The organism is Pseudomonas sp. NBRC 111130, from assembly GCF_001320485.1.
In the GTDB taxonomy this organism is placed as follows: Bacteria; Pseudomonadota; Gammaproteobacteria; order Pseudomonadales; family Pseudomonadaceae; genus Aquipseudomonas; species Aquipseudomonas vlassakiae.
In genome coordinates this window covers 1-25,810 of record NZ_BCBG01000026.1, presented here as the reverse complement: position 1 = coordinate 25,810, position 25,810 = coordinate 1, and the positions used below count along the sequence as shown (strand labels likewise).

General features: G+C 62.9%; 23 protein-coding genes and 1 pseudogene. 16 read left to right on the top strand and 8 right to left on the bottom strand.

Going from position 1 to position 25,810, the window contains the following annotated elements:
• Position 1: 1 nt before the first annotated feature.
• The 5 genes from APH33_RS13800 to APH33_RS13780 all read left to right on the top strand — a co-directional run bounded on the left by APH33_RS13800 (position 2) and on the right by APH33_RS13780 (position 4,692).
• Complete coding sequence (locus tag APH33_RS13800; protein WP_054885684.1) at positions 2-316, top strand: hypothetical protein; 315 nt, start codon at positions 2-4, stop codon at positions 314-316.
• 109 nt (positions 317-425) lie between these two features.
• Positions 426-1,025, top strand: coding sequence for an FMN-dependent NADH-azoreductase (locus APH33_RS13795; RefSeq protein ID WP_054885683.1), 600 nt, complete (start codon positions 426-428; stop codon positions 1,023-1,025).
• Positions 1,026-1,302: 277 nt separating this feature from the next.
• Entirely contained in the window at positions 1,303-2,178 is an 876-nt protein-coding gene (locus APH33_RS13790) for a carboxylate/amino acid/amine transporter (protein WP_054885682.1), read from the top strand.
• 1 nt (position 2,179) lies between these two features.
• Positions 2,180-3,115 carry an AEC family transporter gene (locus APH33_RS13785; protein WP_054885681.1) on the top strand — a complete coding sequence of 312 codons (936 nt, stop codon included), beginning with the start codon at positions 2,180-2,182 and terminating at the stop codon, positions 3,113-3,115.
• A gap of 215 nt (positions 3,116-3,330) precedes the next feature.
• Positions 3,331-4,692, top strand: coding sequence for a cytosine permease (locus APH33_RS13780; protein WP_054885680.1), 1,362 nt, complete (start codon positions 3,331-3,333; stop codon positions 4,690-4,692).
• A 54-nt stretch (positions 4,693-4,746) separates the two neighbouring features.
• On the opposite strand, the gene APH33_RS13775 is transcribed toward APH33_RS13780, so the two are convergent.
• Positions 4,747-6,048 (bottom strand): mechanosensitive ion channel family protein, encoded by a 1,302-nt coding sequence (locus tag APH33_RS13775; RefSeq protein WP_054885679.1) that lies wholly within the window; start codon positions 6,046-6,048, stop codon positions 4,747-4,749.
• A 106-nt stretch (positions 6,049-6,154) separates the two neighbouring features.
• Here APH33_RS13775 and APH33_RS13770 point away from each other — a divergent pair, with 106 nt between their 5' ends.
• The gene (locus APH33_RS13770) at positions 6,155-7,516 is read left to right on the top strand and encodes a DEAD/DEAH box helicase (protein WP_054885678.1); all 1,362 of its coding nucleotides are present in this window, start codon (positions 6,155-6,157) and stop codon (positions 7,514-7,516) included.
• Positions 7,517-7,584: 68 nt separating this feature from the next.
• Here APH33_RS13770 and APH33_RS13765 read toward each other — a convergent pair whose 3' ends face one another.
• Positions 7,585-7,857 (bottom strand): hypothetical protein, encoded by a 273-nt coding sequence (locus tag APH33_RS13765; RefSeq protein ID WP_054885677.1) that lies wholly within the window; start codon positions 7,855-7,857, stop codon positions 7,585-7,587.
• A 289-nt stretch (positions 7,858-8,146) separates the two neighbouring features.
• On the opposite strand from APH33_RS13765, the gene APH33_RS13760 reads away from it, so the two are divergent.
• The 4 genes from APH33_RS13760 to APH33_RS13745 all read left to right on the top strand — a co-directional run bounded on the left by APH33_RS13760 (position 8,147) and on the right by APH33_RS13745 (position 10,373).
• The gene (locus APH33_RS13760) at positions 8,147-8,425 is read left to right on the top strand and encodes a BrnT family toxin (RefSeq protein WP_054885676.1); all 279 of its coding nucleotides are present in this window, start codon (positions 8,147-8,149) and stop codon (positions 8,423-8,425) included.
• The gene (locus APH33_RS13755) at positions 8,403-8,657 is read left to right on the top strand and encodes a BrnA antitoxin family protein (protein ID WP_054885675.1); all 255 of its coding nucleotides are present in this window, start codon (positions 8,403-8,405) and stop codon (positions 8,655-8,657) included. Before APH33_RS13760 ends, APH33_RS13755 begins: the two co-directional genes overlap by 23 nt.
• A 287-nt stretch (positions 8,658-8,944) precedes the next feature.
• Complete coding sequence (locus APH33_RS13750; protein ID WP_054885674.1) at positions 8,945-9,340, top strand: hypothetical protein; 396 nt, start codon at positions 8,945-8,947, stop codon at positions 9,338-9,340.
• 106 nt (positions 9,341-9,446) lie between these two features.
• Positions 9,447-10,373, top strand: a complete 927-nt coding sequence (locus APH33_RS13745; protein WP_054885673.1) for a DMT family transporter — start codon at positions 9,447-9,449, stop codon at positions 10,371-10,373.
• Positions 10,374-10,440: 67 nt separating this feature from the next.
• Here APH33_RS13745 and APH33_RS13740 read toward each other — a convergent pair whose 3' ends face one another.
• Positions 10,441-11,610 (bottom strand): MFS transporter, encoded by a 1,170-nt coding sequence (locus APH33_RS13740; protein ID WP_054885672.1) that lies wholly within the window; start codon positions 11,608-11,610, stop codon positions 10,441-10,443.
• A 106-nt stretch (positions 11,611-11,716) separates the two neighbouring features.
• Between APH33_RS13740 and APH33_RS13735 the strand changes: the two are divergent.
• Together APH33_RS13735 and APH33_RS27825 are read left to right on the top strand one after the other, a co-directional pair.
• Positions 11,717-12,610, top strand: a pseudogene (locus APH33_RS13735) (LysR substrate-binding domain-containing protein).
• A gap of 125 nt (positions 12,611-12,735) precedes the next feature.
• Complete coding sequence (locus APH33_RS27825; RefSeq protein ID WP_256215799.1) at positions 12,736-12,864, top strand: PA1414 family protein; 129 nt, start codon at positions 12,736-12,738, stop codon at positions 12,862-12,864.
• A gap of 64 nt (positions 12,865-12,928) precedes the next feature.
• Here the strand turns inward: APH33_RS27825 and APH33_RS13730 are convergent, their stop codons facing one another.
• Both APH33_RS13730 and speB read right to left on the bottom strand, forming a co-directional pair.
• The gene (locus APH33_RS13730) at positions 12,929-14,308 is read right to left on the bottom strand and encodes a sodium:solute symporter (protein ID WP_054885671.1); all 1,380 of its coding nucleotides are present in this window, start codon (positions 14,306-14,308) and stop codon (positions 12,929-12,931) included.
• A gap of 261 nt (positions 14,309-14,569) precedes the next feature.
• Positions 14,570-15,520 carry an agmatinase gene (gene speB, locus APH33_RS13725; protein WP_054885670.1) on the bottom strand — a complete coding sequence of 317 codons (951 nt, stop codon included), beginning with the start codon at positions 15,518-15,520 and terminating at the stop codon, positions 14,570-14,572.
• A gap of 223 nt (positions 15,521-15,743) precedes the next feature.
• On the opposite strand from speB, the gene APH33_RS13720 reads away from it, so the two are divergent.
• The 3 genes from APH33_RS13720 (at position 15,744) to APH33_RS13710 (ending at position 19,001) form a co-directional block, all read left to right on the top strand.
• Positions 15,744-16,637: a LysR family transcriptional regulator gene (locus tag APH33_RS13720; protein ID WP_054885669.1), complete on the top strand. Its 894-nt coding sequence runs from the start codon at positions 15,744-15,746 to the stop codon at positions 16,635-16,637.
• Between the two features lie 132 nt (positions 16,638-16,769).
• A complete protein-coding gene (locus APH33_RS13715; RefSeq protein WP_054885668.1) occupies positions 16,770-18,335 on the top strand; it encodes a PAS domain-containing methyl-accepting chemotaxis protein in 1,566 nt (521 codons plus the stop codon).
• A gap of 72 nt (positions 18,336-18,407) precedes the next feature.
• A complete protein-coding gene (locus APH33_RS13710) occupies positions 18,408-19,001 on the top strand; it encodes a tRNA-uridine aminocarboxypropyltransferase (RefSeq protein ID WP_054885667.1) in 594 nt (197 codons plus the stop codon).
• Positions 19,002-19,134: 133 nt separating this feature from the next.
• Here the strand turns inward: APH33_RS13710 and APH33_RS13705 are convergent, their stop codons facing one another.
• The 3 genes from APH33_RS13705 to APH33_RS13695 form a co-directional block, all read right to left on the bottom strand.
• On the bottom strand, positions 19,135-20,487 hold the full coding sequence (locus tag APH33_RS13705) for an HlyD family type I secretion periplasmic adaptor subunit (RefSeq protein ID WP_054885666.1): 1,353 nt from the start codon (positions 20,485-20,487) through the stop codon (positions 19,135-19,137).
• A 139-nt stretch (positions 20,488-20,626) separates the two neighbouring features.
• A complete protein-coding gene (locus APH33_RS13700; protein WP_156351950.1) occupies positions 20,627-22,762 on the bottom strand; it encodes a type I secretion system permease/ATPase in 2,136 nt (711 codons plus the stop codon).
• A gap of 75 nt (positions 22,763-22,837) precedes the next feature.
• Positions 22,838-24,211: a TolC family outer membrane protein gene (locus APH33_RS13695; protein WP_054885664.1), complete on the bottom strand. Its 1,374-nt coding sequence runs from the start codon at positions 24,209-24,211 to the stop codon at positions 22,838-22,840.
• A 468-nt stretch (positions 24,212-24,679) separates the two neighbouring features.
• On the opposite strand from APH33_RS13695, the gene APH33_RS13690 reads away from it, so the two are divergent.
• The coding region (locus APH33_RS13690; RefSeq protein ID WP_156351944.1) for a retention module-containing protein at positions 24,680-25,810 on the top strand (1,131 nt) is incomplete at its 3' end.

The following is a 25,810-nucleotide window of genomic DNA, read 5'->3' as shown; positions in this document are numbered from 1 at the left end:
CATGAAGAAATGTTGTGCGGCAATTTTGATGTGCCTGCCCCTCGGGGCCATGGCTTACCCCATCGATGTGGAGAAGGAACTGACCGGGGTCAAGCTGGACTACACCACCTACGACACGGCTTACGACATCGGCTCCATTACCCTGAACAACTATGGGCAAGTGCCGGCGGCTTGCAAGGTGACCTTCCGCAATGGGCCTGAGGCGCCGCGAGTGCGCCGGGTCAACGTGCCGGCTGGCAAGCATGTCGATGTAACCGCCAAATTCAATCGGCAGATCATCAAGCTGCGCATCGCGTTGGACTGCACTGCGCAATAAAACTGATTAATCGATAGATTGCACCCACTTTTTACGCTTTTTTATCGATAGGTCAAGCCTTAATCTCACCTCCATCGAATCGCAACCCTTTTCGCCGATGGAGGCACCCATGTCCCGCGTACTGATCATCGAAAGCAGCGCTCGCCAGCAGGATTCCGTTTCCCGTCAACTGACCCGTGACTTCATCCAGCAGTGGCAAGCGGCGCACCCGGCCGACGAGATCACCGTACGTGACCTGGCGCTGAACCCGGTGCCGCACCTGGATGCCAACCTGCTTGGCGGCTGGATGAAGCCTGAAGAACAGCGCAGCGCTGCCGAACTGGAAGCCCTGGCCCGCTCCAACGTGCTGACCGATGAAGTGCTGGCGGCCGACGTGCTGGTGATGGCTGCACCGATGTACAACTTCACCATCCCCAGCACCCTCAAGGCCTGGCTGGACCACGTGCTGCGTGCCGGCATCACCTTCAAGTACACCCCGACCGGCCCGCAAGGCCTGCTCACCGGCAAGCGCGCCATTGTCCTGACTGCCCGTGGCGGTATCCATGCCGGCGCCACCAGCGACCATCAGGAACCGTACCTGCGCCAGGTGATGGCCTTCATCGGTATCCACGATGTCGACTTCATCCATGCCGAAGGCCTGAACATGAGCGGCGAGTTCCACGAAAAAGGCCTGAACCAGGCCAAGGCCAAGCTGGCTGCGGTGGCCTGAGGCTCAACGAATTCCCATCCCTGACACCTGTTTTGCTCCTTGGGTGTACCTGCCCGGCCTGATGGCCGGGCTTTTTTATGCCTGGGATGCTTGCATCGCCTGTACCGGCCTCTTCGCGGGCACGCCCGCTCCCACAGGCACAGCACAACATTCAAGGCCTGTGCAGTCCCTGTGGGGCGTGCCCGCGAAGAGGCCGGTACAGCCCCCACATTCCTCATGGTTGAACACAAAGGGCGCAACCCGCTAAGGTCGCGCCCTTGATCCACGAGAGGCAACCATGGGCTACCTGATAATCGTCGCGCTGATCCAGGCGTTTTCCTTCAACGTGATCGGCGAATACCTGGCCGGCCACGTCGACAGCTACTTCGCCGTGCTCGCGCGCGTCGTGCTGGCGGGCCTGGTATTCCTGCCGCTGACCCGCTGGCGCCAGGTCGAGCCACGCTTCCTGCGCTCGATGCTGCTGATCGGCGCGCTGCAATACGGCATCACCTACGTCTGCCTGTACCTGAGCTTCCGCGTGCTGAGCGTGCCCGAAGTGCTGCTGTTCACCATCCTCACGCCGCTACACGTGACCCTGATCGAAGACGCCCTGAACCGGCGCTTCAACCCGTGGGCGCTGCTCGCGGCCCTGGTGGCGGTGGCGGGGGCAGGGGTGATCCGCTTCGACAGCATCAGCGGCGACTTCTTCATGGGCTTCCTGCTGCTGCAACTGGCCAACTTCACCTACGCTGCCGGCCAGGTGCTGTACCGCCACCTGGTCGCCCGCCACCCCAGCGACCTGCCGCATTACAAGCGCTTCGGCTACTTCTACCTGGGCGCGCTGATCGTGGTGCTGCCGGCGTTCCTGCTGTTCGGCAACGCCCAGCACCTGCCGAGCACCAGCGTGCAATGGGCGGTGCTGCTGTTCCTCGGCCTGTGCCCGACGGCCCTGGGCCTGTATTGGTGGAACAAGGGCGCGTGCCTGGTCTCCGGCGCCACGCTGGCGGTGATGAACAACCTGCATGTACCGGTGGGGCTGTTACTGAACCTGCTGATATGGAACCGCGACGAACCGCTTGGCCGGCTGCTGCTCGGTGGCGCGATCATCCTCGCATCGGTATGGCTGAGCCGCTTGGGCAACCGCGTGACGGCGCCAGCGACCGGCAAGGCCTGACATGCACACCGTCTTGGTCATCGTCGCGCCGATCTTCGCCCTGATCCTGGTCGGCTTCCTGTGCCGCAAGACAGACAAACTCGGTGACAAGGCCGCCGCCGAGATCAACAAGATGGTGGTCTGGCTGTGCCTGCCGGCGTTGCTGTTCAAGGTCACCGCCACGGCAACCTGGAGCGAGATCTGGCACCCGGGGTTCATCGTCGCCTTCGGCGCCGGCGCCCTGGCGATGTTCGTCGTGACCCTGGCCTGGCGCCTGCACAGCGGCCACGGCCTGGTGGCGGCGAGCATCGACGGGCTCAGTGCCGGTTATGCCAATACCGGCTACATCGGTATCCCGCTGTGCCTGCTGCTGTTCGGCCAGCCGGGGCTGCAGCCGGCGCTGATCTCGTCATTGATCGTGGTGTGCCTGGTGTTCGCGATTTCCCTGACGCTGATCGAGATCGGCCTGCAGGAGGAGCGGCAGATCGGCCGCGCCATTTTGCTGGTGAGCAAGGCGCTGGCGAAGAATCCGCTGGTGATCTCGCCGCTGGCGGGGGCAGGGTGGGCCATGAGCGGTCTGGGGCTGGCCGAGCCGGTGATGCATTTTCTCGACATGCTGGCCTTGGCGACCACACCTTGCGCGTTGATCTCGCTGGGGGCATTTCTGGCTGAGAAACGCACCGGTTCGCAGGCAAGCCCGTGGCCGCTGGTGGCGCTGAAACTGATTGGTCAGCCGGCGTTGATCTGGGTATTGGCGTTCAAGGTGTTCAGCCTGCCGACCATGTGGGCGGCGTCGGCGGTGCTGCTGGCGGCGCTGCCGACCGGTACCGGCCCGTTCATGCTGGCGGAGTACTACAACCGCGAGGCAGGGCTGATTTCGCGGACGATCCTGTTGTCGACCGTGGCTTCCCTGATAACTCTGACCGGGCTGCTGTACCTGCTGGGCTATGCGGGTTAGCTGCCGGCCTCTTCGCGGGTTAACCCGCGAATGGGCTGTAAAGCAGCCCCGACTCTCTCAAGCCAGTTTGCTCATCTGGAACCAGCACGGGCCATTGGATAGCCTGACGTTATCAAGCAAGGCATGGCGCTGCCAGCTAAGACGCGTTCGTTAATAAACTCAAGCCCGGCCAGCGCCTACCCGATAATCATGAAAATAAAAATCGGGAGACCGGCGTGAAGCTAGAAACGCGAAGTATCGAATTCGTCCCACACGCTGAGCGTTATGGCACGCCCAAACGATTGTTCACCATCTGGTTCAGCTCCAACTTCCAGATAACCGCACTGATGGTCGGTACCCTGGGCGTTGCCTCGGGGCTGAGCTTTGCCTGGACCTTGCTGGCCCTGTTGGTCGGCAACCTGATCGGCACCGTGTTCATGGCCGCGCACTCTGCCCAGGGGCCGCACCTGGGCGTGCCACAGATGATCCAGAGCCGGGCCCAGTTCGGTGTCCATGGCGCGGCGCTGCCTTTGCTGGTGATGGTCACGGCCGCCGTACTGTTTCTCGCCGCCAGTGGCGTGCTGATGCGCAATGCCGTGCAGGCCCTGGTGCCCATGAGCGACGATCAGGCCATCGTGGTCGTCGGCGTGCTGACCTTCGTCATCGGCTTTGTCGGGTACGAACTGATCCACCGCCTCGGGGCGTGGATGAGCCTGCTGTCGACACTGGTGTTTGCCGGCGCCCTGGTGCTGATCCTGCTGCACCCCGGCGACACCACAGGCACGACGGCAGTGACGACCGGTTTTTCATTCACCGCCTTCAACCTGATCGTGGCCCAGGCCGCGTCCTGGACGTTGGGCTATGGCCCCTATGTGGCGGATTATTCGCGCTACCTGCCGGCCAACGTCAACCCGCGTGCCACGTTCTGGGCCACCTATTGCGGTTGCGCGCTGGGCTCGTTCGCCATGATGGCGTTGGGCGCGCTGGTGGCTGTGCAATTACCCTCGGCACTGGGGCATGACCCTGCGACGGCCATTGCCGGGCTGTTTGGCCCGTGGGCGCCGTTGGCACTGGCCGTGATTGCGCTGGGGGTGATCCAGTACAACGTCTTGTGCCTCTACAGCGCCTACATGTCCTCGGTCACGATCTTCGGTGCCTTCAAGACCATCAGGCGCGTGACTGCGACAGCCAAGGCACTGGTGATGGCGGGCCTGACTGCTGCGGCAACGCTGATTGCCATCGCGACCCAACACAATTTCGATACGTTCTTCGCCGATATCCTGATCGGCCAGCTGTACCTGTTGATTCCCTGGAGCGCGATCAACCTGGTGGATTACTACTGGGTGTGCCGGGGCCAGTATGACGTGGGGGCGTTGTACGACGCCAAGGGGCGTTATGGCTGCTTCAATCGTCGAAGCCTGGCGGTGTATGCCGTATCGATCATCGGGACCATCCCGTTCATGAAACTGTCGTTCTACACGGGCTTCGTGGCCGAGTGGCTGGGGGCGGATATCAGTTGGGCGATGGGCTTGATCCTGGCTGGTGCGCTGTACTGCATGGTAAACGCCCGGGAAAGCAGGCCGCTTCTGGCAAGCTAGGCCTCTGACTCGCCGTTGAGGCGTCAAGGGGCTGCAACGCAGCCCCCGGCCATCTCAAGCCTCGTTCATTTCTTCAAGGCGGCGCGGCATCGGCTCGGATGCCGCTCGCCCCGCCAGCCCCACGCGCATGTCATTGCCACTCGGCTGCTGATACAAGCTCAGGCCAAATTCCGGCAACACCGCCAGCAGGTAATCGAAGATATCCCCCTGGATCCGCTCGTAATCGGCCCACACCGTGGTGGTGGTAAAGCAGTAGATCTCCAGCGGCACGCCTTCGGCGGTGGTCTGCATCTGCCGCACCATGCAGGTCATGTTCGGGTGCACGTTGGGGTGCTTCTTCAGGTAGGCCAGGGCAAAGGCGCGGAAGGTGCCGATGTTGGTCAACCTGCGGCGGTTGGCCGACAGCTCCGCTACCGGCCCCAGCGCTTCGTTCCAGGCCAGCAGTTCCTGGCGCTTGCCGGCCAGGTAGTCACTCAGCAGGCTCACCTGGCTCAGGCGCTGTTCTTCGTCCGGGGTCAGGAAGCGCACACCTGCGGCATCGATGAACAGGCTGCGCTTGATGCGCCGGCCACCGGACTGCTGCATGCCGCGGTAGTTGCGGAACGACTCGCTCATCAAGCGCCAGGTCGGGATCGAGACGATGGTCTTGTCGAAGTTCTGCACCTTGACCGTGTGCAGGGTGATATCCACGACATCGCCATCGGCACCGACCTGTGGCATCTCGATCCAGTCGCCCACGTGCAGCATGTCGTTGCTGGTCAGTTGCACGCTGGCGACGAACGACAGCAGCGTGTCCTTGTACACCAACAGCAGCACCGCCGACATCGCACCCAGGCCAGACAGCAGCAACAGCGGCGAGCGGTCGATCAGGGTGGCGACGATGACGATCGAGGCGAAGATCCACAGCATCATCTTGGCCAGCTGCACGTAGCCCTTGATCGAGCGGGTGCGGGCGTGTTCGGTGCGGGCATAGATGTCCAGCAGGGCATCGAGCAGGCACGACAGCGCCATGGTCATGAACAGCAGGGTGAATGCCAGGGCAAGGTTGCCGAGGAAGTGCTGGGCGGTGTCGGAAAGCTCCGGCACCAGTTTCAGGCCGAACTGGATGACCAGTGACGGGGCGGTCTGGGCCAGGCGATGGAAGACTTTGTTGTGGCGCAGGTCGTCGAGCCACTTGAGTGCCGTCTGCCGGGCCAGCAGGCGAGCGCCGTGCAGCACCAGGAAGCGTGCCAGGCGCCCGAGCACCAGTGAAACCAGCAGCAGTACGGCCAGGCCGATAGAGGCGTGAAGCAGCGGATGTTGATCGAGGGTGCCCCACAGGTCGAGGCTGTCACGCCAGATGCGTTGGATGTCCATGAGCTTGTAAACCGGTCTATTGCAGCAAAACGAAGCGCCATTAGAGCGCGGAAGCCGACGAAGTTGCCAAAAGAAATTCGGCTAAGGCGGCAGAAAACGTTACCCTATGCAACTGAATTTCCCGCACTTGCCTGAGGTTACCTCCGTGTTCTCCCAATTCGCCCTGCATGAACGCCTGCTTAAAGCCGTGGCCGAGCTTAAATTTGTCGAGCCAACCCCGGTGCAGGCCGCGGCCATCCCCCTGGCCCTGCAAGGGCGCGACCTGCGCGTGACCGCGCAGACCGGCAGCGGCAAGACCGCGGCATTCGTCCTGCCGCTGCTCAACCGCCTGGTCGACCTCAAAGGCGGGCGCGTCGAGATCCGCTCGCTGATCCTGCTGCCGACCCGCGAGCTGGCCCAGCAGACCCTCAAGCAAGTGCAACTGTTCTCGCAGTTCACCTACATCAAGGCCGGCCTGGTCACTGGCGGTGAAGACTTCAAGGAGCAGGCCGCCATGCTGCGCAAGGTGCCGGACGTGCTGATCGGCACCCCGGGCCGCCTGCTCGAGCACCTCAACGCCGGCAACCTCGACCTGTCCCACGTGCAAGTGATGATCCTCGACGAAGCCGACCGCATGCTCGACATGGGCTTCGCCGAAGACATGGAGCGCCTGTGCAAGGAGTGCGAGAACCGCGAGCAGACCCTGCTGTTCTCCGCCACTACCGGCGGCGCGGCCCTGCGCGACATTATCGGCAAGGTCCTGAAAGACCCTGAGCATTTGATGCTCAACAGCGTCTCGCAGCTGGCAGAGGGCACCCGCCAGCAGATCATCACCGCCGACCACGACCAGCATAAAGAGCAGATCGTGCAGTGGCTGCTGGCCAACGAGACCTTCGACAAGGCGATCATCTTCACCAACACCCGCGCCCTGGCCGACCGCATCTATGGTCACCTGGTGGCCAAGGACGTGAAGGCCTTCGTGCTGCACGGCGAGAAGGACCAGAAGGACCGCAAGCTGGCCATCGAGCGCTTCAAGCAAGGCAGCTCCAAGGTACTGGTGGCCACCGATGTGGCGGCCCGTGGCCTGGACATCGACGGCCTGGACCTGGTGATCAACTTCGACATGCCGCGCAGCGGTGACGAGTACGTGCACCGTGTGGGCCGTACCGGCCGTGCCGGTGGCGAGGGCCTGGCGATCTCGCTGATCACCCACAATGACTGGAACCTGATGTCCAGCATCGAGCGCTACCTCAAGCAGCAGTTCGAGCGCCGGGTGATCAAGGAAGTCAAAGGCACCTACAGCGGGCCGAAGAAGGTCAAGGCCTCGGGCAAGGCGGCGGGTGCCAAGAAGAAGAAGGTCGACAAGAAGACTGGCGAGAAGAAAGCCGCTGCCAAGCGCAAGCCGACCGCCAAGCCACGGCCGAATGCACCGCTGGCCAGCGCCGATGGCCTGGCACCGCTGAAGAAGCGCAAGCCGGCAGCTGAGTAAGGCTCAATAGCGGTGCTGGCCTCTTCGCGGGCAAGTCGGATCGCGAAGAGGCCAGCACAGGCCAATACTTATTCAGCCTTTTTCTCCGCCTGTTTCAGCTCCTTGATCCGCTTGTCGATCAACTGGCACTTGTCGGGCAAATCCTTGCTCGCCGTCCCCAGCTCCATCCCCTGCAGTTCGTCATTGATCTCCTTGGCCTTCTGCGGGTTCTGCTCGGTCAGCTGACTGACCAGTCCGGCCAGCTCCTCCCGTTTCTGAGTTGCCTCTTCCGGCGTGCAGGCCCAGGCGGGCAGGGCGCAGCACAGGGCGGTGGCACAGGCGATGCGCAGCAGCGGTTTCATCCTTTCTACCTCCGGCGGTGGTGTTGCCCGGTGGAGGCGCGTGCCGGCGAGTTGGTTCAGCCCCAACGACCGACGGCTACAACCCCGAAGTACTAGTACCGCGATCCCCCTGGGCCCCAGTTTGAAGTCGTAGCGGAGCCTCGCCAGGCACTTGTTCAGGCAGCTTCCGCTTCATGCTGTAGTCCTTTTCCCAAAGCCTCCTGGCGCTATTGAAGGGCGAGCAATTGCCCTCTAGTCTCGCCATCAAACAGGAGGTATCGTATGTACAGATGTAAATACGGAGCGTCCCATGTTCTTTGAGTGGGACGAAGCAAAGAACCAGATCAACATCCGCAAACACGGCATCGATTTCTGCGATGTACCGGATATGTTCAATCACCCGATGCTGATTCGCCGGGATGATTGTCCGGGCCACGATGAGGAGCGCTGGGTCAGCCTTGGCTGGTTGAAGTGCCTGATAGGCGTTGTCGTCTACACGGAAAGGCAGGGTGATGTCATTCGAATCATCTCTGCGCGAAAAGCCACCAGATGGGAGGCCAAAAATTATGACCAAAACATCGAAAACTGATTGGAGTCGCTTGGCTCAACAGAGTGACAGGGACATCGACACCTCTGATATCCCCGAACTGGGAGAAGACTTTTTCCGTGAAGCCGAATTGCGCGTTCCAGCCAAGCAGACGGTTACCATACGCCTGGATTCTGATGTTCTTGCCTGGTTCAAGGAGCAGGGAGCCGGATATCAGACCCGGATCAACCAGCTGCTGCGCCAATACATGCAGGCGCAACAACGCCAGCGCTGATAGGTACGCAATGGTTACGTCCGCCCCTTCTCCATGAACAGTGCCGAAGGGGAGGTGATGCATTAATGGGCCAGATGTGGTTTGGCAGCCATGTCGACAGCAAATAGTTTCTACCTTTTGCCACCTGATACACGATGTGAGCCACCTTGTTTCAGCCTGTTCCAGTTGCGGATTTAGCCGTAGTCCAATTCGGCAACGTTCGTGTCTGGATAACTTTTGGAACACTCCCGCCTGCCAACAGGTCCCAACCTGTGTACCCCCTTCGTCCACAGCAGGAGGCCATCTCCATGAGCAGCACCTACGACTGGGACCTGATCGAGCGTTTGCTGCACGAAGTGCAGAACGGCGCCGGTCACAGCTTCACGCCACGCCCCTATGCCGAGCAGCACGCTGCGGCGCTGGCCGCCAAGGGCCAGCCGGTGGGTGACCTGGACCATTTGAAGACCCGTGCGTGCGAATACGAGAAGCTACTGTTCGAGCGCGGTTTCATAGAGACTCGGCCTCCGGAAGACGGCGGCAATGGCGAGAACTTCGTGCTCACCGAGCGTGGTTCGCGCTTGCTCAGCCTGATCGACAGCAGCATCCCCGGCTTCGAGCACCCGCGCCAAGTGCTGGATGAACAAGAAGATGCGCTGGATGAAACCACCTTCGAGCACGTTTCGGCCAAGGCACAGATCGCTTGAGGTTGTTTTGAGGCTGGCAAGGGCGGGCAGGGAAACCCGATAATCGGTATTCCTTGACCACTGCCGAGCCCTTGCCGATGCCCTCGACCACCCAAAAGGCCCGCCCATGAGCGCGGCCCGCAAGAACCCCGACGCCTTTGCCTTCCAGGTGATGCTGGGCCTGTGCCTGATCTGGGGCTGCCAGCAGGTGCTGATCAAGACGGCGGCGGTGGACATCGCGCCGGTGATGCAGGCTGCGCTGCGTAACTGCATCGCCGCGCTGCTGGTGGGGCTGATGATCTGCTGGCGCGGCGGCTGGGAACAGGTGGGCAGCACCTGGCGGGCGGGGCTCGTGGCCGGTGGGCTGTTCGGCCTGGAGTTCCTGTTCATCGCCGAGGGCCTGAAGCTGACCTCGGCAGCGCATATGTCGGTGTTCCTCTATACCGCCCCCGTGTTTACGGCGCTGGGCCTGCACTTCATGCTGCCCAGTGAGCGGCTGCGGTTGTTGCAATGGCTGGGGATTCTATTGGCCTTTGCCGGCATCGCGATGGCATTTGCCGGCGGCATGTCGTTCGCCGAAATGGATGGGCGGATGCTGTTGGGAGACGCCTTTGGCGTACTTGCCGGGCTGGCCTGGGGTGCGACCACGGTGGTGGTACGTGGCTCGCGTCTTTCGGAAGCACCCGCGACTCTGACCTTGTTCTACCAACTGGCGGTGGGGTTTGCCGGGTTGCTGCTGATCGCCCTGGTCAGCGGGCAAATTGGCGATGTGACATTCACGCCGCTGGCGGTGGGCAGCGTACTGTTCCAGGGGATCGTGGTGTCGTTTGTCAGTTACCTGACCTGGTTCTGGTTGTTGCGCAAGTACCTGGCTTCCAACCTGGCGGTGTTTTCGTTCATCACCCCATTGTTCGGCGTAACCTTCGGCGTGGTGCTGTTGGGTGAGCCGTTGAGTCTGAATTTTGTGCTTGGGGCGGTCATGGTACTGCTGGGGGTGATCCTCGTGAGTGCCGAGCCTTGGGTGAAGCAGCAACTGCGTAAGTTTGTGGGTTGAAGGTTGCCAGTACCGGCCCTTTCGCGGGTTTGCACGCGAAAGGGCCGGTACTGCAAACCTTGACCGTTCAGGCTGCCCGAGTCGCCGCCAGGCAATCCTCAAGGCTGCGGCCACCGGTCAGCACCAGCACGCCCGCCACCCCCAGGCCCATCGCAGCCAGCACCAGCGCTGGCTGCAAACTCCCGCTGTAGTGGTTGCTCAACGCCGCCAGCAACGGCCCGCTCAACTGGCCCAAGGCAAAGCACGCGGTCAGCAGCCCGGCATTGCGTTGGGTGGCGTGCGGCGCCAGTTCACGCGAGCGCTGCATCACCAGTTGCATGCACGCCAGGAAGGGCCCGCCGCACAGCACCACGCCCAGGGCCAGGCCAACACTGCCACCGATCAGGCAGGCCGCCACTCCCAACCCTTGCAGCCAAAGGGTGACAGTCAGCCAGGCCGAAGTGCGGCTTCCCCGACGCAGGCTCACCAGCACCACACCCAGCGCCGCTGCCAGGCCGAATGCAGGCCAGAACAGGTCGGCCATCCAGTTGCCGCGAAACTGCTGGTTGGCCATCTGTGACAGGAAGGTGGCCGGTAGGATGTAGCCCACGCCGTACAGGGCATAGACCAGGCCCAGGCGACCGATACCGAGGCTGCGGTTCGGGCCTTGTTGCGCGGCGGCTGGCACCACGGCCGTTTGCAGGGCACCAGGCAGCCAAGGGCGCACGGCCAACAGCATGACCAGCGCCGCAACGGCATAGATCAGCCAGAGTGCCGCCGAACCGAGCCCCAGCAGATGGGCAGCCAATGCCAGCAGACCAGTCAGTGCGATGCCCAGCCCAGGCCCGGCGAACACCAGCGCCCCAAGGCGCTGGCGGTTGTGAGCATTGGCCACTTGCTGGCTGAGGCTGGTGATCATCACCAGTACCCAGGCACTGGCCACGCCAGTGCCGAAGCGCAGCAGCAGATGGCTCCAGAAACCGTCCGCCGCCCACGAGGCCAGGCTCAGCAGCACGCACAGCCACAGGCCACCATGCAGGCGCAGTTTCACCTGGTTGGGCCGCCGGGCATACATGGCGTCCACGGCGCCGAGGAAGTAACCCAGGTAGTTGGCTGCCGCCACCAGCCCGGCGGCGGTCAGGTCGAACTGCCCTTCGGCGATCAGTTGCGGCAGTTGCGGGGTGAGGGCGAAGCGGCCGATGCCCATGGCCATCATCAGGGCCACGGCGCTGGCCAGCAGTTGTACGAGCGGCGACATGAGAACTCTCCTGCGCGAAGCGATGCGATGGATGGCAGGTTAGGGCGGATTGACTTTCAATAAAATTGAATAATGATGATCAAGTTGTTCTGTTTTGGAGAATGTCATGGAGTTCAGCCAACTGCGCATCTTCCAGGCCGTGGCCGAGGAAGGTTCGGTGACCCGCGCCGCCGAGCGCCTGCACCGGGTGCCGTCGAACCTGTCGACGCGCCTGCGCCAGCTCGAAGAGCAACTGGGGGTGGAATTGTTCCTGCGCGAACGCCAGCGCTTGCAGCTGTCGCCCGCTGGCAAGGTGCTGCTGGATTATGCCAACCGCCTGTCGGCGCTGCGTGATGAAGCCGTGGCGGCGGTGCAAGGCGGCCAGCCGGCCGGCGATTTCGTGCTGGGCACCATGTACAGCACTGCCGCCATCCACTTGCCGGCGTTGTTGGCGCGCTATCACCAGCAATACCCGGCGGTGAACCTGTAGGTACAGGCAGCCCCCAGCGGCGATCTGCTTGAAGGCCTGCTCAGCCATCGCCTGGATGCCGCACTGGTGGACGGCCCGCCAAGCCTGGCCGGGCTTGATGGTGTGCCGCTGTGCGATGAAGTGCTGGTCTTGATCACCAGCCCGGAACACCCGGCGGTGCGCAGTGCCAGGGACGTGGCCGGCAAGGCGGTGTTCACCTTCCGCCAGGGCTGTTCCTACCGTATGCGCCTGGAGGCCTGGTATGCCCATGACCACACGCCGATGGGGCGGGTGATGGAAATCGAGTCGTACCAGAGCATGCTGGCCTGCGTGATTGCGGGTGCGGGCGTGGCCTTGATGGCGCAATCGATGCTCGACAGCCTGCCTGGGCGTGATCGAGTCAGCGCGCATCGGTTGCATTCACCCTTCGATCACGCTGAAACCTGGTTGATGTGGCGCCAGGGCATGCGCGGGGCGAATTTGCAGGCCTGGATCGATCTGCAACAAACCGAAACGATTAACCAGTCGTCGGAATACGCCGTTTCCGCTTGATCCGCGTCAATCTAGCCCATATCTGTAGGAACAAGAGCATGCGTAGTACAGGACATCGGACTATGATCTGTATGAAACATCGCAGGATTGAATTTGCCGTGAGGCTGACCCGTCAAGGGGGCATTATGAAAAACCAAATGTTCAACTGGCTCCACGACCTGGCCGTCGCCTTGGGGCTGATTCCACCACCTTTGCAGCCGGTGCCGATCCCGACTGATGAAGAGCAGCGCAAGCGCCAGCCGCGTCGTCGCTGAAATGCAAAAGGCCGCAGCATCTGTCCGATGCCGCGGCCTTGTTGTTTCCGCTGTTGCGGCCTGATCAGGCCAGCTTCACTTCACCCAGCGGCTTGCGCGACAGCACGCTCACCAGCACGAAGCTCACCAGGCCAACTGCCAGGCTGTAGTAGATCGGCGTGTTGGCATCCAGACCGTCCTTGAACATGAAGAACAGTGCGGTGGCAAAGCCCAGCGACATGCTGGCGATGGCGCCTGCGGTGGTTGCACGTTTCCAGAAGATCGCACCGATCAGCGGGATCAGCATGCCGCCGACCAGCAGGTTGTAGGCCAGGGTCAGGGCGCTGATCACATCGTTCACTGCCATGGCGATGCCCAGCACCACCAGGCCGGTAATCAGGGTGAACAGGCGGCTGACGCCCAGGCTCGACTGCTTGCCGCCACGCAGCTTGGGCAGCAGGTCTTCGGTCAAGGTGGTCGAGGCTGCCAGCAAGCCGGCACTGGCGGTCGACATCATGGCCGCCAGCGCGGCTGCCATCAGCAGGCCACGAATGCCTTCCGGCAACTGGCCCTTGATCATCTCGGCAAAGGCGTTGTTCGGGTTGGCCAGGTCCGGCATCAGCACATGGGCGGACATGCCGATCAGGGCGCAAGCCAGGCCGTACAGCACGCAGTACACACCGGCGGTGGTGCCGGCGCGCTGGCAGACCTTTTCGTCACGGGCAGTGAATACCCGCTGCCAGATGTCCTGGCCAATCAGGATGCCGAAGAAGTAGATCAGGAAGTAGGTGATGATGGTGTCCCAGCCGATGGTGGTCCAGCTGAAGCTGGCTGCCGGCAACTTGGCCACCAGGGTATCCCAGCCACCGGCCTTGTACAGGCAGATCGGCAGCAGGATGAACATCAGGCCAACGGTCTTGATCACGAACTGGACGATGTCGGTCAGGGTCAGCGACCACATGCCACCGATGGTCGAATAGATAACCACTACACCGCCGCCGAGCAGCAGCGACGCCCAGAAGGGCAGGTCGAGCAGCACTTGCAGCACGGTTGCCATGGCCAGGGTCGAGGTGACGCCGATCATCAGTGCATAGGCCAGCATGATCGCCGCGCTGGCCTGGCGGGCCATGGGGTTGTAGCGTCGTTCCAGCACCTGGGTGACGGTGAAGATCTTCAGGCGCAGCAACGGTTTGGCGAGGAACAGGTTGAGGGCGATGATGCCCAGGCCCAGGGCGGCACACAGCCAGAAGCCAGAGATGCCATGGACGTAGCCCAGGCGCACGGTGCCGACGGTGGAGGCGCCGCCGAGCACGGTGGTGGCCATGGTGCCCATGTACAGGGTCGGGCCGAGGTTGCGCCCGGCCACGAGGTAGTCTTCGTGGGTTTTAGCGCGCCGCATGCCATACCAGCCCAGCCCGAGCATGCCGACGGTATAGATCATTACAACAATGATGTCCAAGGCCATTGGGGGTCTCCCGATTATCTTTATTATGGCGAGATCGACCGCAAGGCGGGTTCACGGCGCCCGGCGGTCTTGTCTTGTGTTGGCGGGCCTCTATGGCCCTCCCTCATGGCTCCTGCCGGGGTCTGTAGGAGCGGCCTTGCGTCGCGAAAGGGCCGCGCAGCGGCCCCGGCAATCTATGCGGTGCCGCCAAATCCGGGGGCCGCTTTGCGGCCCTTTCGCGACACAAGGCCGCTCCTACAAGGGTGTTGCAAATGCCGGCGGTCAGCGACGCACGACGCCCGGCAGTACGCAGAGCATCTCGAACAGCAGGTTGGCGCCAAGCAGCGAGGTGTTGCCGGTGGTGTCGTAAGGCGGGGAGACTTCGACCAGGTCACAGCCGATCAGGTCCAGGCCGTGGCAGCCGCGAATGATCTCCATCGCCTGGATGGTGGTCAAGCCGCCGATTTCCGGGGTGCCGGTGCCAGGGGCCCAGGCCGGGTCGATGCCGTCGATGTCGAACGAGAGGTACACCGGGCCACCGCCGACCTTTTCGCGCACTTCGGCCATCAGCGGTTCCAGCGACTTGTGCCAGCACTCTTCGGCCTGCACCACGCGGAAGCCCTGGCGGCGGCTCCAGTTGAAGTCGTCGGCGGTATAGCCCTGGGCGCGCAGGCCGATCTGCACCACGCGGTCGCAATCGAGCAGGCCTTCTTCCACGGCGCGGCGGAAGGTGGTGCCGTGGGCGATCTTCTCGCCAAACATGTGGTCGTTGACGTCGGCGTGGGCATCGATGTGCACCAGGCCGATCTTGCCGTGCTTCTTGTGCAGGGCGCGCAGGATCGGCAGGGTGATGGTGTGGTCGCCCCCCAGGGTCAACGGGATGACGTTGTGTTCGACGATCTCGTCGTAGGCCTGTTCGATGATGCGCACGGCGTCGAGCAGGTTGAACGTGTTGATCGCCACGTCACCGATGTCGGCCACCGACAGCGAGTCGAACGGAGCGGCACCGGTGGCCATGTTGTACGGGCGGATCATCACCGATTCGGCGCGGATCTGCCGCGGGCCGAAACGGGTGCCGGAGCGCAGCGAGGTACCGATGTCCAGTGGTACGCCGATGAACGCGGCGTCAAGGCCTTCGGCGCTTTGCAGGTGGGGGAGACGGAGCATGGTGGCGATGCCGCCGAAACGCGGCATTTCGTTGCCGCCCAGTGGTTGGTGGAGAACTTTGTCCACGGTGGGCCTCATCAGTCGGTCGATTGTTCTGTTTGTTCGAACCTGTGCCGCCGCACGCCTTTCAGCTTTGTATATGCCGGCGGGCAGGGCCATTTCGGCCAAGTCTGCGCAAGGTAGTGAGTGAGAAAAATCGCTACCGGCAAATACTTACTTCAGGAATTTCTGAACTATCGCGCGCCGGAGCGGTTAGACTGCGCGCAAATACCCTGCGGAACCGTTGCCCATGGCCTCGACCTTGCCCGACCTGAAACTGCTGCGCATTTTCGTCAGCGTGGTGCGCCACCAGGGGTTCGCCAATGCCCAGCGCGAACTCAACCTGTCGACCTCGGCCATCAGTACCTACATGAGCCAGCTCGAAGGCGCCCTGGGGATCGTGCTGTGCCACCGTGGCCGGGGCGGCTTCAGCCTGACCAGCAAGGGCGAGCTGTTCCATCAGGAGACCCTGCGCCTGCTGGCCGAGCTGGACGGTTTCGAACAGTACGCCGCAGCGCTCAAGGGCGAGCTGCGCGGCACCCTCAACCTGGGGGTGATCGACTCCACCGTTGGCGACCAGGCGCTGCCCTTGGCCGAGGCCATCGGGGCCTATAGCCAGGAACACCCGGCGGTCCACCTGCACCTGTCGGTGTCCAGCCCCTACGAATTGCAACTCGGTGTGCAGGACAATCGTCTGGACCTGGCCATTGGTGCGTTTTCTTCACGCATGAGCGGCTTGCTTTATCTGCCGCTATACCGCGAGCAGCATTGGTTGTATTGCAGTAGCCGGCACCCGTTGTTCGCCGAGCGGCGCATCCCCGAGCAGGTGGTGACGCAGCAGCGCATGGTGGGGCGTGGCTACTGGAGCCAGGCCGAACTGGCCCGGCACGGGTTCAAGCACAGTGCGGCGACGGTGGAAAGCATGGAGGCGCAGCTGATCCTGATTCTCTCGGGCGCCTACATCGGCTACCTGCCCGAGCACTACGCCCAGGCTTGGGTCGACAAGGGCGACCTGAGGGTGTTATCGCCAGCTACTTTCGGGTATCAGGCCCCATTCTCGCTGATCGTGCGCAGGGGGCGTAGTCGTGAGCCGCTGATTCAAACATTCCGGGACTTGCTCAAGAGCCAGTTGAATGTCGGTTGAAGGATGTTTCGTAGGACAATCCGACTGAGTGCGCTAAATAAATTTTCAAATTAGCCGCTAACCCCTCCACGCTCTGCTAGATATTTAGTTGCGCTGCACCCTCAATACCCCATCTTCGAAGGACCGTTCAAGATGCGCATGAACTTGCCCGTCACTGAGCACGAAAGAACCTTTCCCCACGAGCAGCGCCTGATCTCCACCACGGACCTCAATAGCCGCATCACCTACTGCAATGACGCCTTCGTCGCGATCAGCGGTTTTACCTACGACGAACTGGTTGGCCAGCCACATAACCTGGTGCGTCATCCTGACATGCCCCCCGCCGTATTCGGCCACATGTGGGAGACCATCAAGCAAGGCAAACCCTGGATGGGGGTGGTCAAGAACCGCGCCAAGAACGGCGATCACTATTGGGTCAGCGCCTATGTCACGGCGATCTACGAAAATGGTCGCATCAGTGGCTACGAGTCGGTGCGTTCGGTGCCGACCCGCGAGCAGATCCGCCGTGCCGAAGCCCTGTACGCGCGGCTGCGCGCGGGCAAGTCGCCGGCGCCCTGGGCAGCCCGGTTGGCGCGTGGCGTGGCCCACGGCGGGCCGTTGATCGGCGCCGGCCTGCTGTCGGCTGCCGGCTACCTCTGGCTGGCGCCATATCTGGCGCTGGGCGTGCTGATGACCAGCTTGCTGGTGGCCTGGTACCTGATCGAGCGCCAGCAAGGCCAAACGATCCGCCGCACGCTTGCGGAGCACCCGAAGGCGTTCACCAGCCCCCTGGTGGCCCTGACCTACAGTGACAATCCTGGCCTGCTGGGCCAGCTCGACCTGGCCATCATCAGCGAAGAAGCGCGCCTGCAAACCGCGCTTACTCGCCTGGTGGACGCCGGCGTGGGGGTCAAGTCGCGGGCCGCTCAGTCGGCCGACCTGTCCGATGCCCAGGCGCAGATGCTCGACCGCCAGCGCAGCGAGACCGACCAGTCGGCCACGGCCATCGCCCAGATGGCCGCGACCATCCAGGAGGTCACCCACAACGTGCAAAGCACGGCCCATGCTGCCGGTGACGCCGACCAGCTGGCCCAGCACGGCAGCGAGCTGGCGCAGCAGAGCCTGAAGGCCATGGGCAGCATGAACGAGGCGGTCAGTGATATCGGTCAGGCGGTCAACGCCCTGGCCGAGCAGACCCAGTCGATCGGCAGTGTGGTCGATGTGATCACTTCGATTGCCGAGCAGACCAACCTGCTGGCGCTCAACGCCGCGATCGAGGCAGCCCGCGCCGGCGAGCAGGGCAGGGGCTTTGCCGTGGTCGCCGACGAGGTGCGTTCGCTGGCGCAGCGCACACGTGCTTCCACCGACGAAATCCATCAGATCATCGCCTCGCTGCGTGCTGGCGCCGAGCGTGCAGTGAGCACTGCCAGCCGCGGCGAGCAGATCTCGCGCGACAGTGTGCAAAGTGTCGAGGCGGTGCAAACGGCGCTGGCCGGCATTGCCCAGGCGGTCAGCCGCATTACCGGCATGAGCCAGCAGATGGCCACGGCGTCGGAACAGCAGAGCCATGTGGCCGAGGATATCAATCAACAGATCGTGCGCATTGCCCAACTGTGCGACCAGTCGGCGGGGCAGGCCAAACAGGGGGCCGAGATCAGTCAGGACCTGGAACGGATGGCCGAGTATCTGCATAGCCTGGCAGAGCGGTTCAACCGCTGAAGGCTTTGGGGCCCGCAAAGCGGGCCCAAACTTCCAGCCTGTGGCAAAATCCCTCCGCCAACGGAGACCCCCATGCCCAGACCCCGCTGCGAACGCTGCCAGCGCCCGCTCGACCATTGCCTTTGCCCACTGATCCCCAGCCTGGAAAGCCGCACCCGCGTGGTCCTGCTGCAGCACCCCAGTGAAACCGCCCACGCCTTGAACACCGCCCGCCTGGCCGCCCTGGGCCTGGTCAATGCCGAACTGCGGGTCGGCGAAGTGTTCACTGACCTTGGCGAGCTGTTGGCCAGCCCAGGCTATCGGCCTGTGCTGCTGTTTCCGGGCGAACAGGCGCAAGCGCTGACGGCCTACGGCGAAACGGACGACAGGCCATTGATGCTGATCGTCCCCGACGGCACCTGGCGCAAGGCACGCAAGCTGCTGTACCTGAATCCGCTGCTCGACGCGCTGCCTCGCATGACCTTGGCCGAGGTGGCGCCTTCACGCTACCGCCTGCGCAAGGCACCGGAGCCGGGGGCGGTGTCGACCCTCGAGGCGGTGGTGCAGGCGTTGAACGTGCTGGAACAACCCGTGAATTTCGATGACCTGTTGCGGCCGTTCGAGGCGTTGATCGAAGGGCAGATCAAGGCCATGGGCGCCGAGACATTTGCCCGTAATCATGGGTGAGGGTTGAGGTCATGCTTTTTCTGTGCCGGCCTGTTCGCGGGCAAGCCCGCTCCCACAGGATCACCGCTGACCGTGAAATCTGCGCAGTACTTGTGGGAGCGGGCTTGCCCGCGAAGAGGGCCTGAAAGGCTGTTCATCTTTCCCGCAGCGCCTCGGTCCGTGCCTTGAGCACCGGCTTGAGCAGATAATCCAGCACACTCTTCTGCCCGGTGATGATATCCACCGTGGCCACCATCCCGGGGATGATCAGCAATGGCTTGTTGTCCCCACCCAGGTGGTTCTTCTCGGTCCTCACCTGGATCAGGTAGAACGCATTGCCCTTGTCATCGGTGACGGTGTCGGCGCTGATCAGCTCCAGCTTGGCCTTGAGCCCGCCGTAGATGGTGTAGTCATAGGCACTGAACTTGACCATCGCCGGTTGCCCCGGGTGCAGGAAGGCCACGTCTTGCGGGCGCACCTTGGCCTCGATCAGCAGGTTGTCTTCGATCGGCACGATCTCCACCAGGTCGCTGCCCGGCTGCACCACGCCGCCGATGGTGTTGACCTTGAGCAACTTGACGATGCCGCGCACGGGCGACACCACTGTGGTGCGGTTGACCCGGTCGTCGATGGCGATGCTGGTGGCGGTGATCTTGGACAGCTCGGTGCGCTTGTCATTCAGCTCTTTGGCTGCGTCCGAGCGGAAGCTTGCATCAGACTCCTCGATCTTGCTCTTGATCTCGGCGATCGCTGCCTCGGCGCGGGGAATGGCCAGGCTGGTGGCATTGAGCTGGCCGCGGGCTTCCACGGTGCGTTGCTTGAGGCGCAGGATCTCCACCGGCGAGATGGCGCCCTTGCTCACCAGCGGCGCTGACATGTCCGTCTCCTGCTGCAGCAGTGCTACGGCCGAGCGGTACTGGTCGACCTTGGAACGGAACTCGGCCAGCTCCTGGTTCTTCTGCCGCAGTTGTTCGTTGAGGGTCTGTTTTTCGCTGGCCAGGCGCCGCTGGCGCGAACCGTACAGGGCGATCTCGTCTTCGGCGACCTGCGGCGCATTGGCACGTACTTCATCCGAAAGCACGAACGGGCGGCCCTCGGCTTCCGCCGACAGGCGCTCGACCTGGGCGGTCAGGGCATAACGGTCAGCCTCGCTTTCGCCTTTGTTGGACTTGAAGCGGGTGTCGTCAAGGCGCAGCAACGTGGCGCCTTTTTCGACCATCTGCCCTTCGCGCACGAAAATCTCGGTAACGATGCCGCCTTCGAGGTTCTGCACCACCTGTACCTTGCTCGACGGGATGGCCTTGCCTTCGCCGACCGTCACTTCGTCGAGCACCGCCAGGCTGGCCCAGACCAGCGCCACCAGCAATAGCGCGGCGGCCAGCCACACGGTCAGCCGCGACAGGCGTGGCGAGTCCTGAAGGGTGGCGCCGGCCAGTTCCGGCATGTAGTCGCGTTCGGCCCGTTTGTCGGCGCCATGGCTGCTACGGATGTTGTGGCTCAAGGACATGCCTACCTCACTTGTCTCAGTGGCAAGGCGCGGTCCCTGTGGGAGCGGGCTTGCCCGCGAACACCGGCAAAGCCGGTGCCACACACCGCGGTGTCTGCTTCGCGGGCACGCCCGCTCCCACAGGGTTGAGTATGTTGAGTCAAAGGGCCGAGCCGATACGGCCCTTGCGCAAGGCGTCGACAACCGCATCCTTCGGCCCGTCGGCGACGATCTTGCCGTTGTCCAGTACCACCAGCCGCTCCACCAGGCTGAGCATCGCGGTGCGATGGGTGACCAGCAGCACGGTCTTGCCTGGCACCCAGCTCAGCAGGCGCTGGCGCAGTTGCTCTTCGCTACTGTTGTCCATGTGGCTGGTGGGTTCGTCGAGGATCAGGATCGGCGGTTCCAGCAGCAGTGCGCGAGCCAGCAGCACAGCCTGGCGCTGGCCGCCGGAGAGCAACTGGCCGCGCTCGCCTACCGGGCGGTCGAAACCGTTGGGGTGTTGCCGGGCCAGCTCGCTGACGCCCGTCAGTTCGGCCACTTCGAGCATGCGCGCATCGCTGATGTGGCGGGCGCCGAGGGTCAGGTTGTCGCGCAGGCTGCCGGCCAGCAGTGACAGGTCGTGGGCCACGTAGCCGATCTGGCTGCGCAGGTCGGCGATGTCCAGCTGGCGCAGGTCAAGGTTGTCCAGCAGCACCTGGCCTTCGTCGGGGTGATGGAAGCCCATCAGCAGCCGCCCGAGGGTGCTCTTGCCCGAGCCGCTGCGGCCGATGATGCCGATGCGCTCGCCGGGGGTGATGGTCAGGTTCACATCGTGCAGTGCCGGGCTGACTTGCCCCGGGTAGCGGAAGGTGATGTGGCTCAGCGCCAGGCCGCCCCTGAGCGTGGTGTGCTCCAGGGCCTGCTGATCGAGCTGACGTTCCTGGGGCAGGGCCATCAGTGCGTCGGTGCTGCGCATGGTCAGCTGCGCCTGTTGGTAGCGGGTGATCAGCCCGGCTATCTGGCCGAGCGGGGCGAGGACGCGGCTGCCGAGCATGTAGCTGGCGACCAGGGCGCCAACGCTGAGGTTGCCGGCGATGATGCTGTACACCCCGGCAACGATGGTGGCCATGCCGCAGAACTGCTGAATGAACAGCGTGCCGTTGCTGGCCAGCGACGACAGGTTGCGGGCGTGGGCGTCGAGGCGGGCGATGGCGGCGTTGGTGTGCTCCCACTGATACTGGCGTTCGCTTTCGGCGCCGCAGGCCTTGAGGGTTTCCAGGCCGCCGAGGGTTTCGATCAACAGCGCCTGGCGCACGGCGCCGAGGCTCAGGCTTTTTTGCACGGTGTCGCGCAGGCGGGCCTGGATGGCCAGGGCAAAGCCTACTGCCAGCGGGAAGGCGATCAGCGGGATCAGCGCCAGCCAGCCACCGAGCAGGCCGATCACCAGCAGCATCAGCGCCACGAAGGGCAGGTCGATGATGCTGGTCAGGGTGACTGCGGTGAGGAATTCACGCAGGCCCTGAAAGTCATGGATGCTTTGGGCGAAACCACCGATAGTGGCGGGCTTGGCCTTCATCGCCATGCCGGTGATGCGCTCGAACAGGGTAGCGGAGAGGATCAGGTCGGTCTTCTTGCCGGCCTGGTCCAGCAAGTGGGCGCGGACCATGCGCAGCACCAGCTCGAAGGCGGTGCCGATGAACAGGCCAGCGACCAGCACCCACAAGGTCGACAGCGCCTGGTTGGGGACCACGCGGTCGTAAGTCTGCATCACGAACAGCGGCACCATCAGGCCGAGCAGGTTGATCAGCAGGCTGGCCAGCAGGGCGTCGCCATACAACCAACGGGAATGGCGCAGGGTGTCGCGGAACCAGGCGTTGACCCGCGGCAACAGCGGTGAGCGCACGTCTTCGAGGGTATGCCGTGGGCGGGCGAACAGGGCGTGGCCGCTGTAGGCCTGCTGCAGTGCTTCGCGCTCGACCCATTGTTCGCCGCCTTCAGCTTCGCAGGGCAGGATCAGCGCTCGGCCGTCATCGCCCCAGCGCTGCAACACCGCGCTGCGGCCATTGTCGAGCAACAGCAGCACTGGCAGGTTGAGCGCCGAGATATCATCCAGCGCCCGCTCCAGCACCCGCGCTTGCAGCCCGGCACGCGCCGCAGCCCGCGGCAGCAAGTCCGCGCCCAGACGTTGCTGGGCCAATGGCAGGCCGCTGCACAGGCTGGCGCGGCTGGCCGGGCGGCCATGCAGCCGGCAGAGTATCAGCAGGCCATCGAGCAGCGGGTCATCGACATCCGGGCGCGGTTGCGCACTTTGCATACTGGTCACGATGGCCTACTCCCGCCAGGTGGATGGTTTTGCTGTGCAGGCGATCCGTGCCAGTGCGGGCGACGCTCAGCGCATGTCGGGCAATCTGGCTTCGGTGCGGACGTCGTTGTTGGCGATAGCCTCTGGTGGTAACGAAATGCGTTGCTTGCTGAGCAGTTCACCCATGGTCGCCAGTACCCGGTACATCGAATACTCTTCGGTATAACGCACTTCGGTGTAACGGCGGTTGGCGTTGTACAGCTCGTTTTCGCTGTCGAGCACGTCGAGCAGGGTGCGCTGGCCCAGGCCGAACTGGTCCTGATAGGCGGCGCGCACGCGCTGAGTGGTCTCGGCGTATTCGCGTGCGGTCGGGGTCTGCTTGCGGGCGTTGTTCATCGCGTTCCAGGACAACCTGAGGTTTTCGGTCAGCTCGCGCAGGGCATTGTTGCGGATGTCCAGGGCCTGGTTGATCTTGTGCGCGTCAGATTGCAGCCGGGCTTTGTCACTGCCGCCACGGAACAGGTTGTAACTGAGCTCGACGCCGGCCTGCCAGTCGTTGTTGCTGTGGCCTCGCTCGCCGCCGATGTTGTTGTTGGCACCGGTGGCCAGCACCGCGTCCAGACGGGGGTAGAACGGCGACTTGGCCACTTCGTATTGCTGTTCCGCGGCATTGACGTCGGCCTGGGCCGACTTCAGGTAAGGGTTGTTCTGGCGCATGGCTTCGCGTGCTTCGTCCAGCGTGCCTGGCACATCAACCTTGATCGAGCGCGGCCCTTCCAGTTCGTCTGGCATCCGGCCGACCACACTATAGAAGTTGGCTTCGGCATCGGCGAGGTCGACTTCGGCAGTGTCCAGGTTGTTTTCTGCAAGGGCGCGACGGGCGCGGGACTGATCGAGGTCGGCGGTGCTGCCGACACCGCGTTCGCTACGCAGGCCGATCTGGTCGTTGACGCGCAAGTGCGCCTGCAGGTTGTTCTTGGCCAGGTCCACAAGCTCCCGGCGCTTGAGCACTTCCAGGTACACCTCCACGGTGCGCAAGGCGACATCCTGGGCGATGGCCTGGGTGTAGTAGGCGCGAGAGGTCGCCACCGCCTCGGTGCGGCCCACTTCATTGGCGGTGTTGAAACCGTCGAAGATCATTTGCCGCAGGCGCAGTTCCGACTGTGTGTAGTTGAGAGTTTCCTTGTTGTGGTTGGTCGTGCCGTCCGGGTTGATACCACGGGTGTTGAGGTTGTCCGAGCGCTGACGCCCATAACCTGCCACCAGATCCACGGTCGGGTAGTAACCACCGCGGGCGAATTTGACATCCTCATCGGCCGAAAGCTTGCTGTTGCGATTGGAGCTGATCTGCGGGTGGTAATCCACGGCACTCTGGATGGCTTCGTTGAGGGACATCGCCTCGACGTTCGTGCATGCCATGGCTATCAACATGGCGCTGGCGAGGGGGGTTAAAACGCGCATGGGGCTACTTCTCCCTGGTCACAAAAAATTCCTGCTTTTCGCCAAAAAAATGACGAATTTTATTATCCAAACCGTTTCATGTTTGTAACAACAGAGCTAAGAACATTTGACGGGCGATCTAAGAAGATTTTTTCATAATGGTTATGCGAAAAAAAACTTATGCGGTCTAAGGAAAGCAAGACATTGTTTCATCCAAGTGAATTCGCGAGTCGTTACAGGGCGCGATGTACAAGCACTGCGGCAAGTTCCATATTTTTTGCAGCTAAGGACGTAGAGGGGTTAGGTGAAAGCAGTATTTGGCGACAAAAAATTGGCAGAAATTGATGGCCAACTTACATTATTACTATCGCCAAAGTAGTGCCTGAGCGTACGAGTCTTACCGTCGAACGGTTTCGTAGCCCATGCCTGCACCTGCCTGCGCAATGTCACTGGCTGATGTAGCCCACCAGTAAGGGGAGGCGTGCGCTCATGGCTAAGTATGTCGGTGTGGTCAGCAAGGTGATTGGCCAGGTATTCGCAGTCGCCAGCGATGGAAGTCGGCGCCCTTTGATCGAAGGTGACCGCCTGTTCGTGGGCGAGCAGCTGGAGACGGGGGTTGCAGGGGCCGTGGCGGTGCGCCTGCAGAACGGTGCCGAGTTGACCCTGGGCCGCGACAGCAGCCTGGAGATGACGCCAGACCTGCTGGCCAACCGGGCGCCCCATGCACCGGCCCACGACGTAGCGCCGAGCGACGCACAATTGAGTGATGTGGAGCGTATCCAGCAGGCGATTGCCGCAGGCGACGACCCGACCCAGAGCGCCGAGGCAACCGCCGCCGGCTCAGGCAGCCCTAGTGTCTCCGGGGCGCTGGGAGGAGGTCACAGTTTCGTCATACTTGATGAGGTCGGCGCCCGTGTCGATCCGGTGGTGGGCTTCCCGACGGCAGGTTTCAATGGTTTTCCCGAACTTGCCAACCGCGAAGTAGGCGGCCTCGACCCCAGCAATGGCAGTACGCTCAACGGTCGGCCCGTGGCAGGTGACAACGGCAATGGCGGCACGGGACCTACGGAGCCGACCATCCCGTCAGTAGACGAAAATCATCCCGTCACCTTGCTGGGCCTGAACATCGCCCCGGGTGAACTGAGCCTGAACGAGGCGAATCTGCCACTGGGTTCTGCCAGTGATGCGATGGCACTGACCCAACAGGGCCGCTTTACCGTGGTGGCACAGGATGGCGTGTTCAATCTCAGTGTCGCTGGCATCAATGTGGTGACGGGCGGTGTGGTGACGGGCGTTGGACAGTCGATCACCACCGGGCTAGGTAACATCCTGACGATTACTGGCTACAACCCTGACACTGGCCAGGTAAGTTACAGCTATACACTCACTGCATCCGGACAACATATCGAAAACGATGGGGCCAAGTCGTTGACCGAGCATTTGCAGGTGCTCGTCAGTGACAGTGACGGCGATGTCGCCCAAGGCTTGCTCGATGTGATCATCCATGATGATGCGCCGCAGGCATTCGATGACAGCAACGCGGTGACGGCAACCGAACAGCACGTCGAGCTGACCGGTAACGTGCTGGGCAACGATATCCAGGGCGCTGACCGCGTTGTC

Coding starts and splice junctions, on each gene's coding strand:
- APH33_RS13800 (WP_054885684.1), top strand. CDS start 2: ATGAAGAAATGTTGTGCGGCAATTTTGATGTGCCTGCCCCTCGGGGCC.
- APH33_RS13795 (WP_054885683.1), top strand. CDS start 426: ATGTCCCGCGTACTGATCATCGAAAGCAGCGCTCGCCAGCAGGATTCC.
- APH33_RS13790 (WP_054885682.1), top strand. CDS start 1,303: ATGGGCTACCTGATAATCGTCGCGCTGATCCAGGCGTTTTCCTTCAAC.
- APH33_RS13785 (WP_054885681.1), top strand. CDS start 2,180: ATGCACACCGTCTTGGTCATCGTCGCGCCGATCTTCGCCCTGATCCTG.
- APH33_RS13775 (WP_054885679.1), bottom strand. CDS start 6,048: ATGGACATCCAACGCATCTGGCGTGACAGCCTCGACCTGTGGGGCACC.
- APH33_RS13770 (WP_054885678.1), top strand. CDS start 6,155: ATGCAACTGAATTTCCCGCACTTGCCTGAGGTTACCTCCGTGTTCTCC.
- APH33_RS13765 (WP_054885677.1), bottom strand. CDS start 7,857: ATGAAACCGCTGCTGCGCATCGCCTGTGCCACCGCCCTGTGCTGCGCC.
- APH33_RS13760 (WP_054885676.1), top strand. CDS start 8,147: ATGTTCTTTGAGTGGGACGAAGCAAAGAACCAGATCAACATCCGCAAA.
- APH33_RS13755 (WP_054885675.1), top strand. CDS start 8,403: ATGACCAAAACATCGAAAACTGATTGGAGTCGCTTGGCTCAACAGAGT.
- APH33_RS13750 (WP_054885674.1), top strand. CDS start 8,945: ATGAGCAGCACCTACGACTGGGACCTGATCGAGCGTTTGCTGCACGAA.
- APH33_RS13745 (WP_054885673.1), top strand. CDS start 9,447: ATGAGCGCGGCCCGCAAGAACCCCGACGCCTTTGCCTTCCAGGTGATG.
- APH33_RS13740 (WP_054885672.1), bottom strand. CDS start 11,610: ATGTCGCCGCTCGTACAACTGCTGGCCAGCGCCGTGGCCCTGATGATG.
- APH33_RS27825 (WP_256215799.1), top strand. CDS start 12,736: ATGAAAAACCAAATGTTCAACTGGCTCCACGACCTGGCCGTCGCCTTG.
- APH33_RS13730 (WP_054885671.1), bottom strand. CDS start 14,308: ATGGCCTTGGACATCATTGTTGTAATGATCTATACCGTCGGCATGCTC.
- APH33_RS13720 (WP_054885669.1), top strand. CDS start 15,744: ATGGCCTCGACCTTGCCCGACCTGAAACTGCTGCGCATTTTCGTCAGC.
- APH33_RS13715 (WP_054885668.1), top strand. CDS start 16,770: ATGCGCATGAACTTGCCCGTCACTGAGCACGAAAGAACCTTTCCCCAC.
- APH33_RS13710 (WP_054885667.1), top strand. CDS start 18,408: ATGCCCAGACCCCGCTGCGAACGCTGCCAGCGCCCGCTCGACCATTGC.
- APH33_RS13705 (WP_054885666.1), bottom strand. CDS start 20,487: ATGTCCTTGAGCCACAACATCCGTAGCAGCCATGGCGCCGACAAACGG.
- APH33_RS13700 (WP_156351950.1), bottom strand. CDS start 22,762: ATGCAAAGTGCGCAACCGCGCCCGGATGTCGATGACCCGCTGCTCGAT.
- APH33_RS13695 (WP_054885664.1), bottom strand. CDS start 24,211: ATGCGCGTTTTAACCCCCCTCGCCAGCGCCATGTTGATAGCCATGGCA.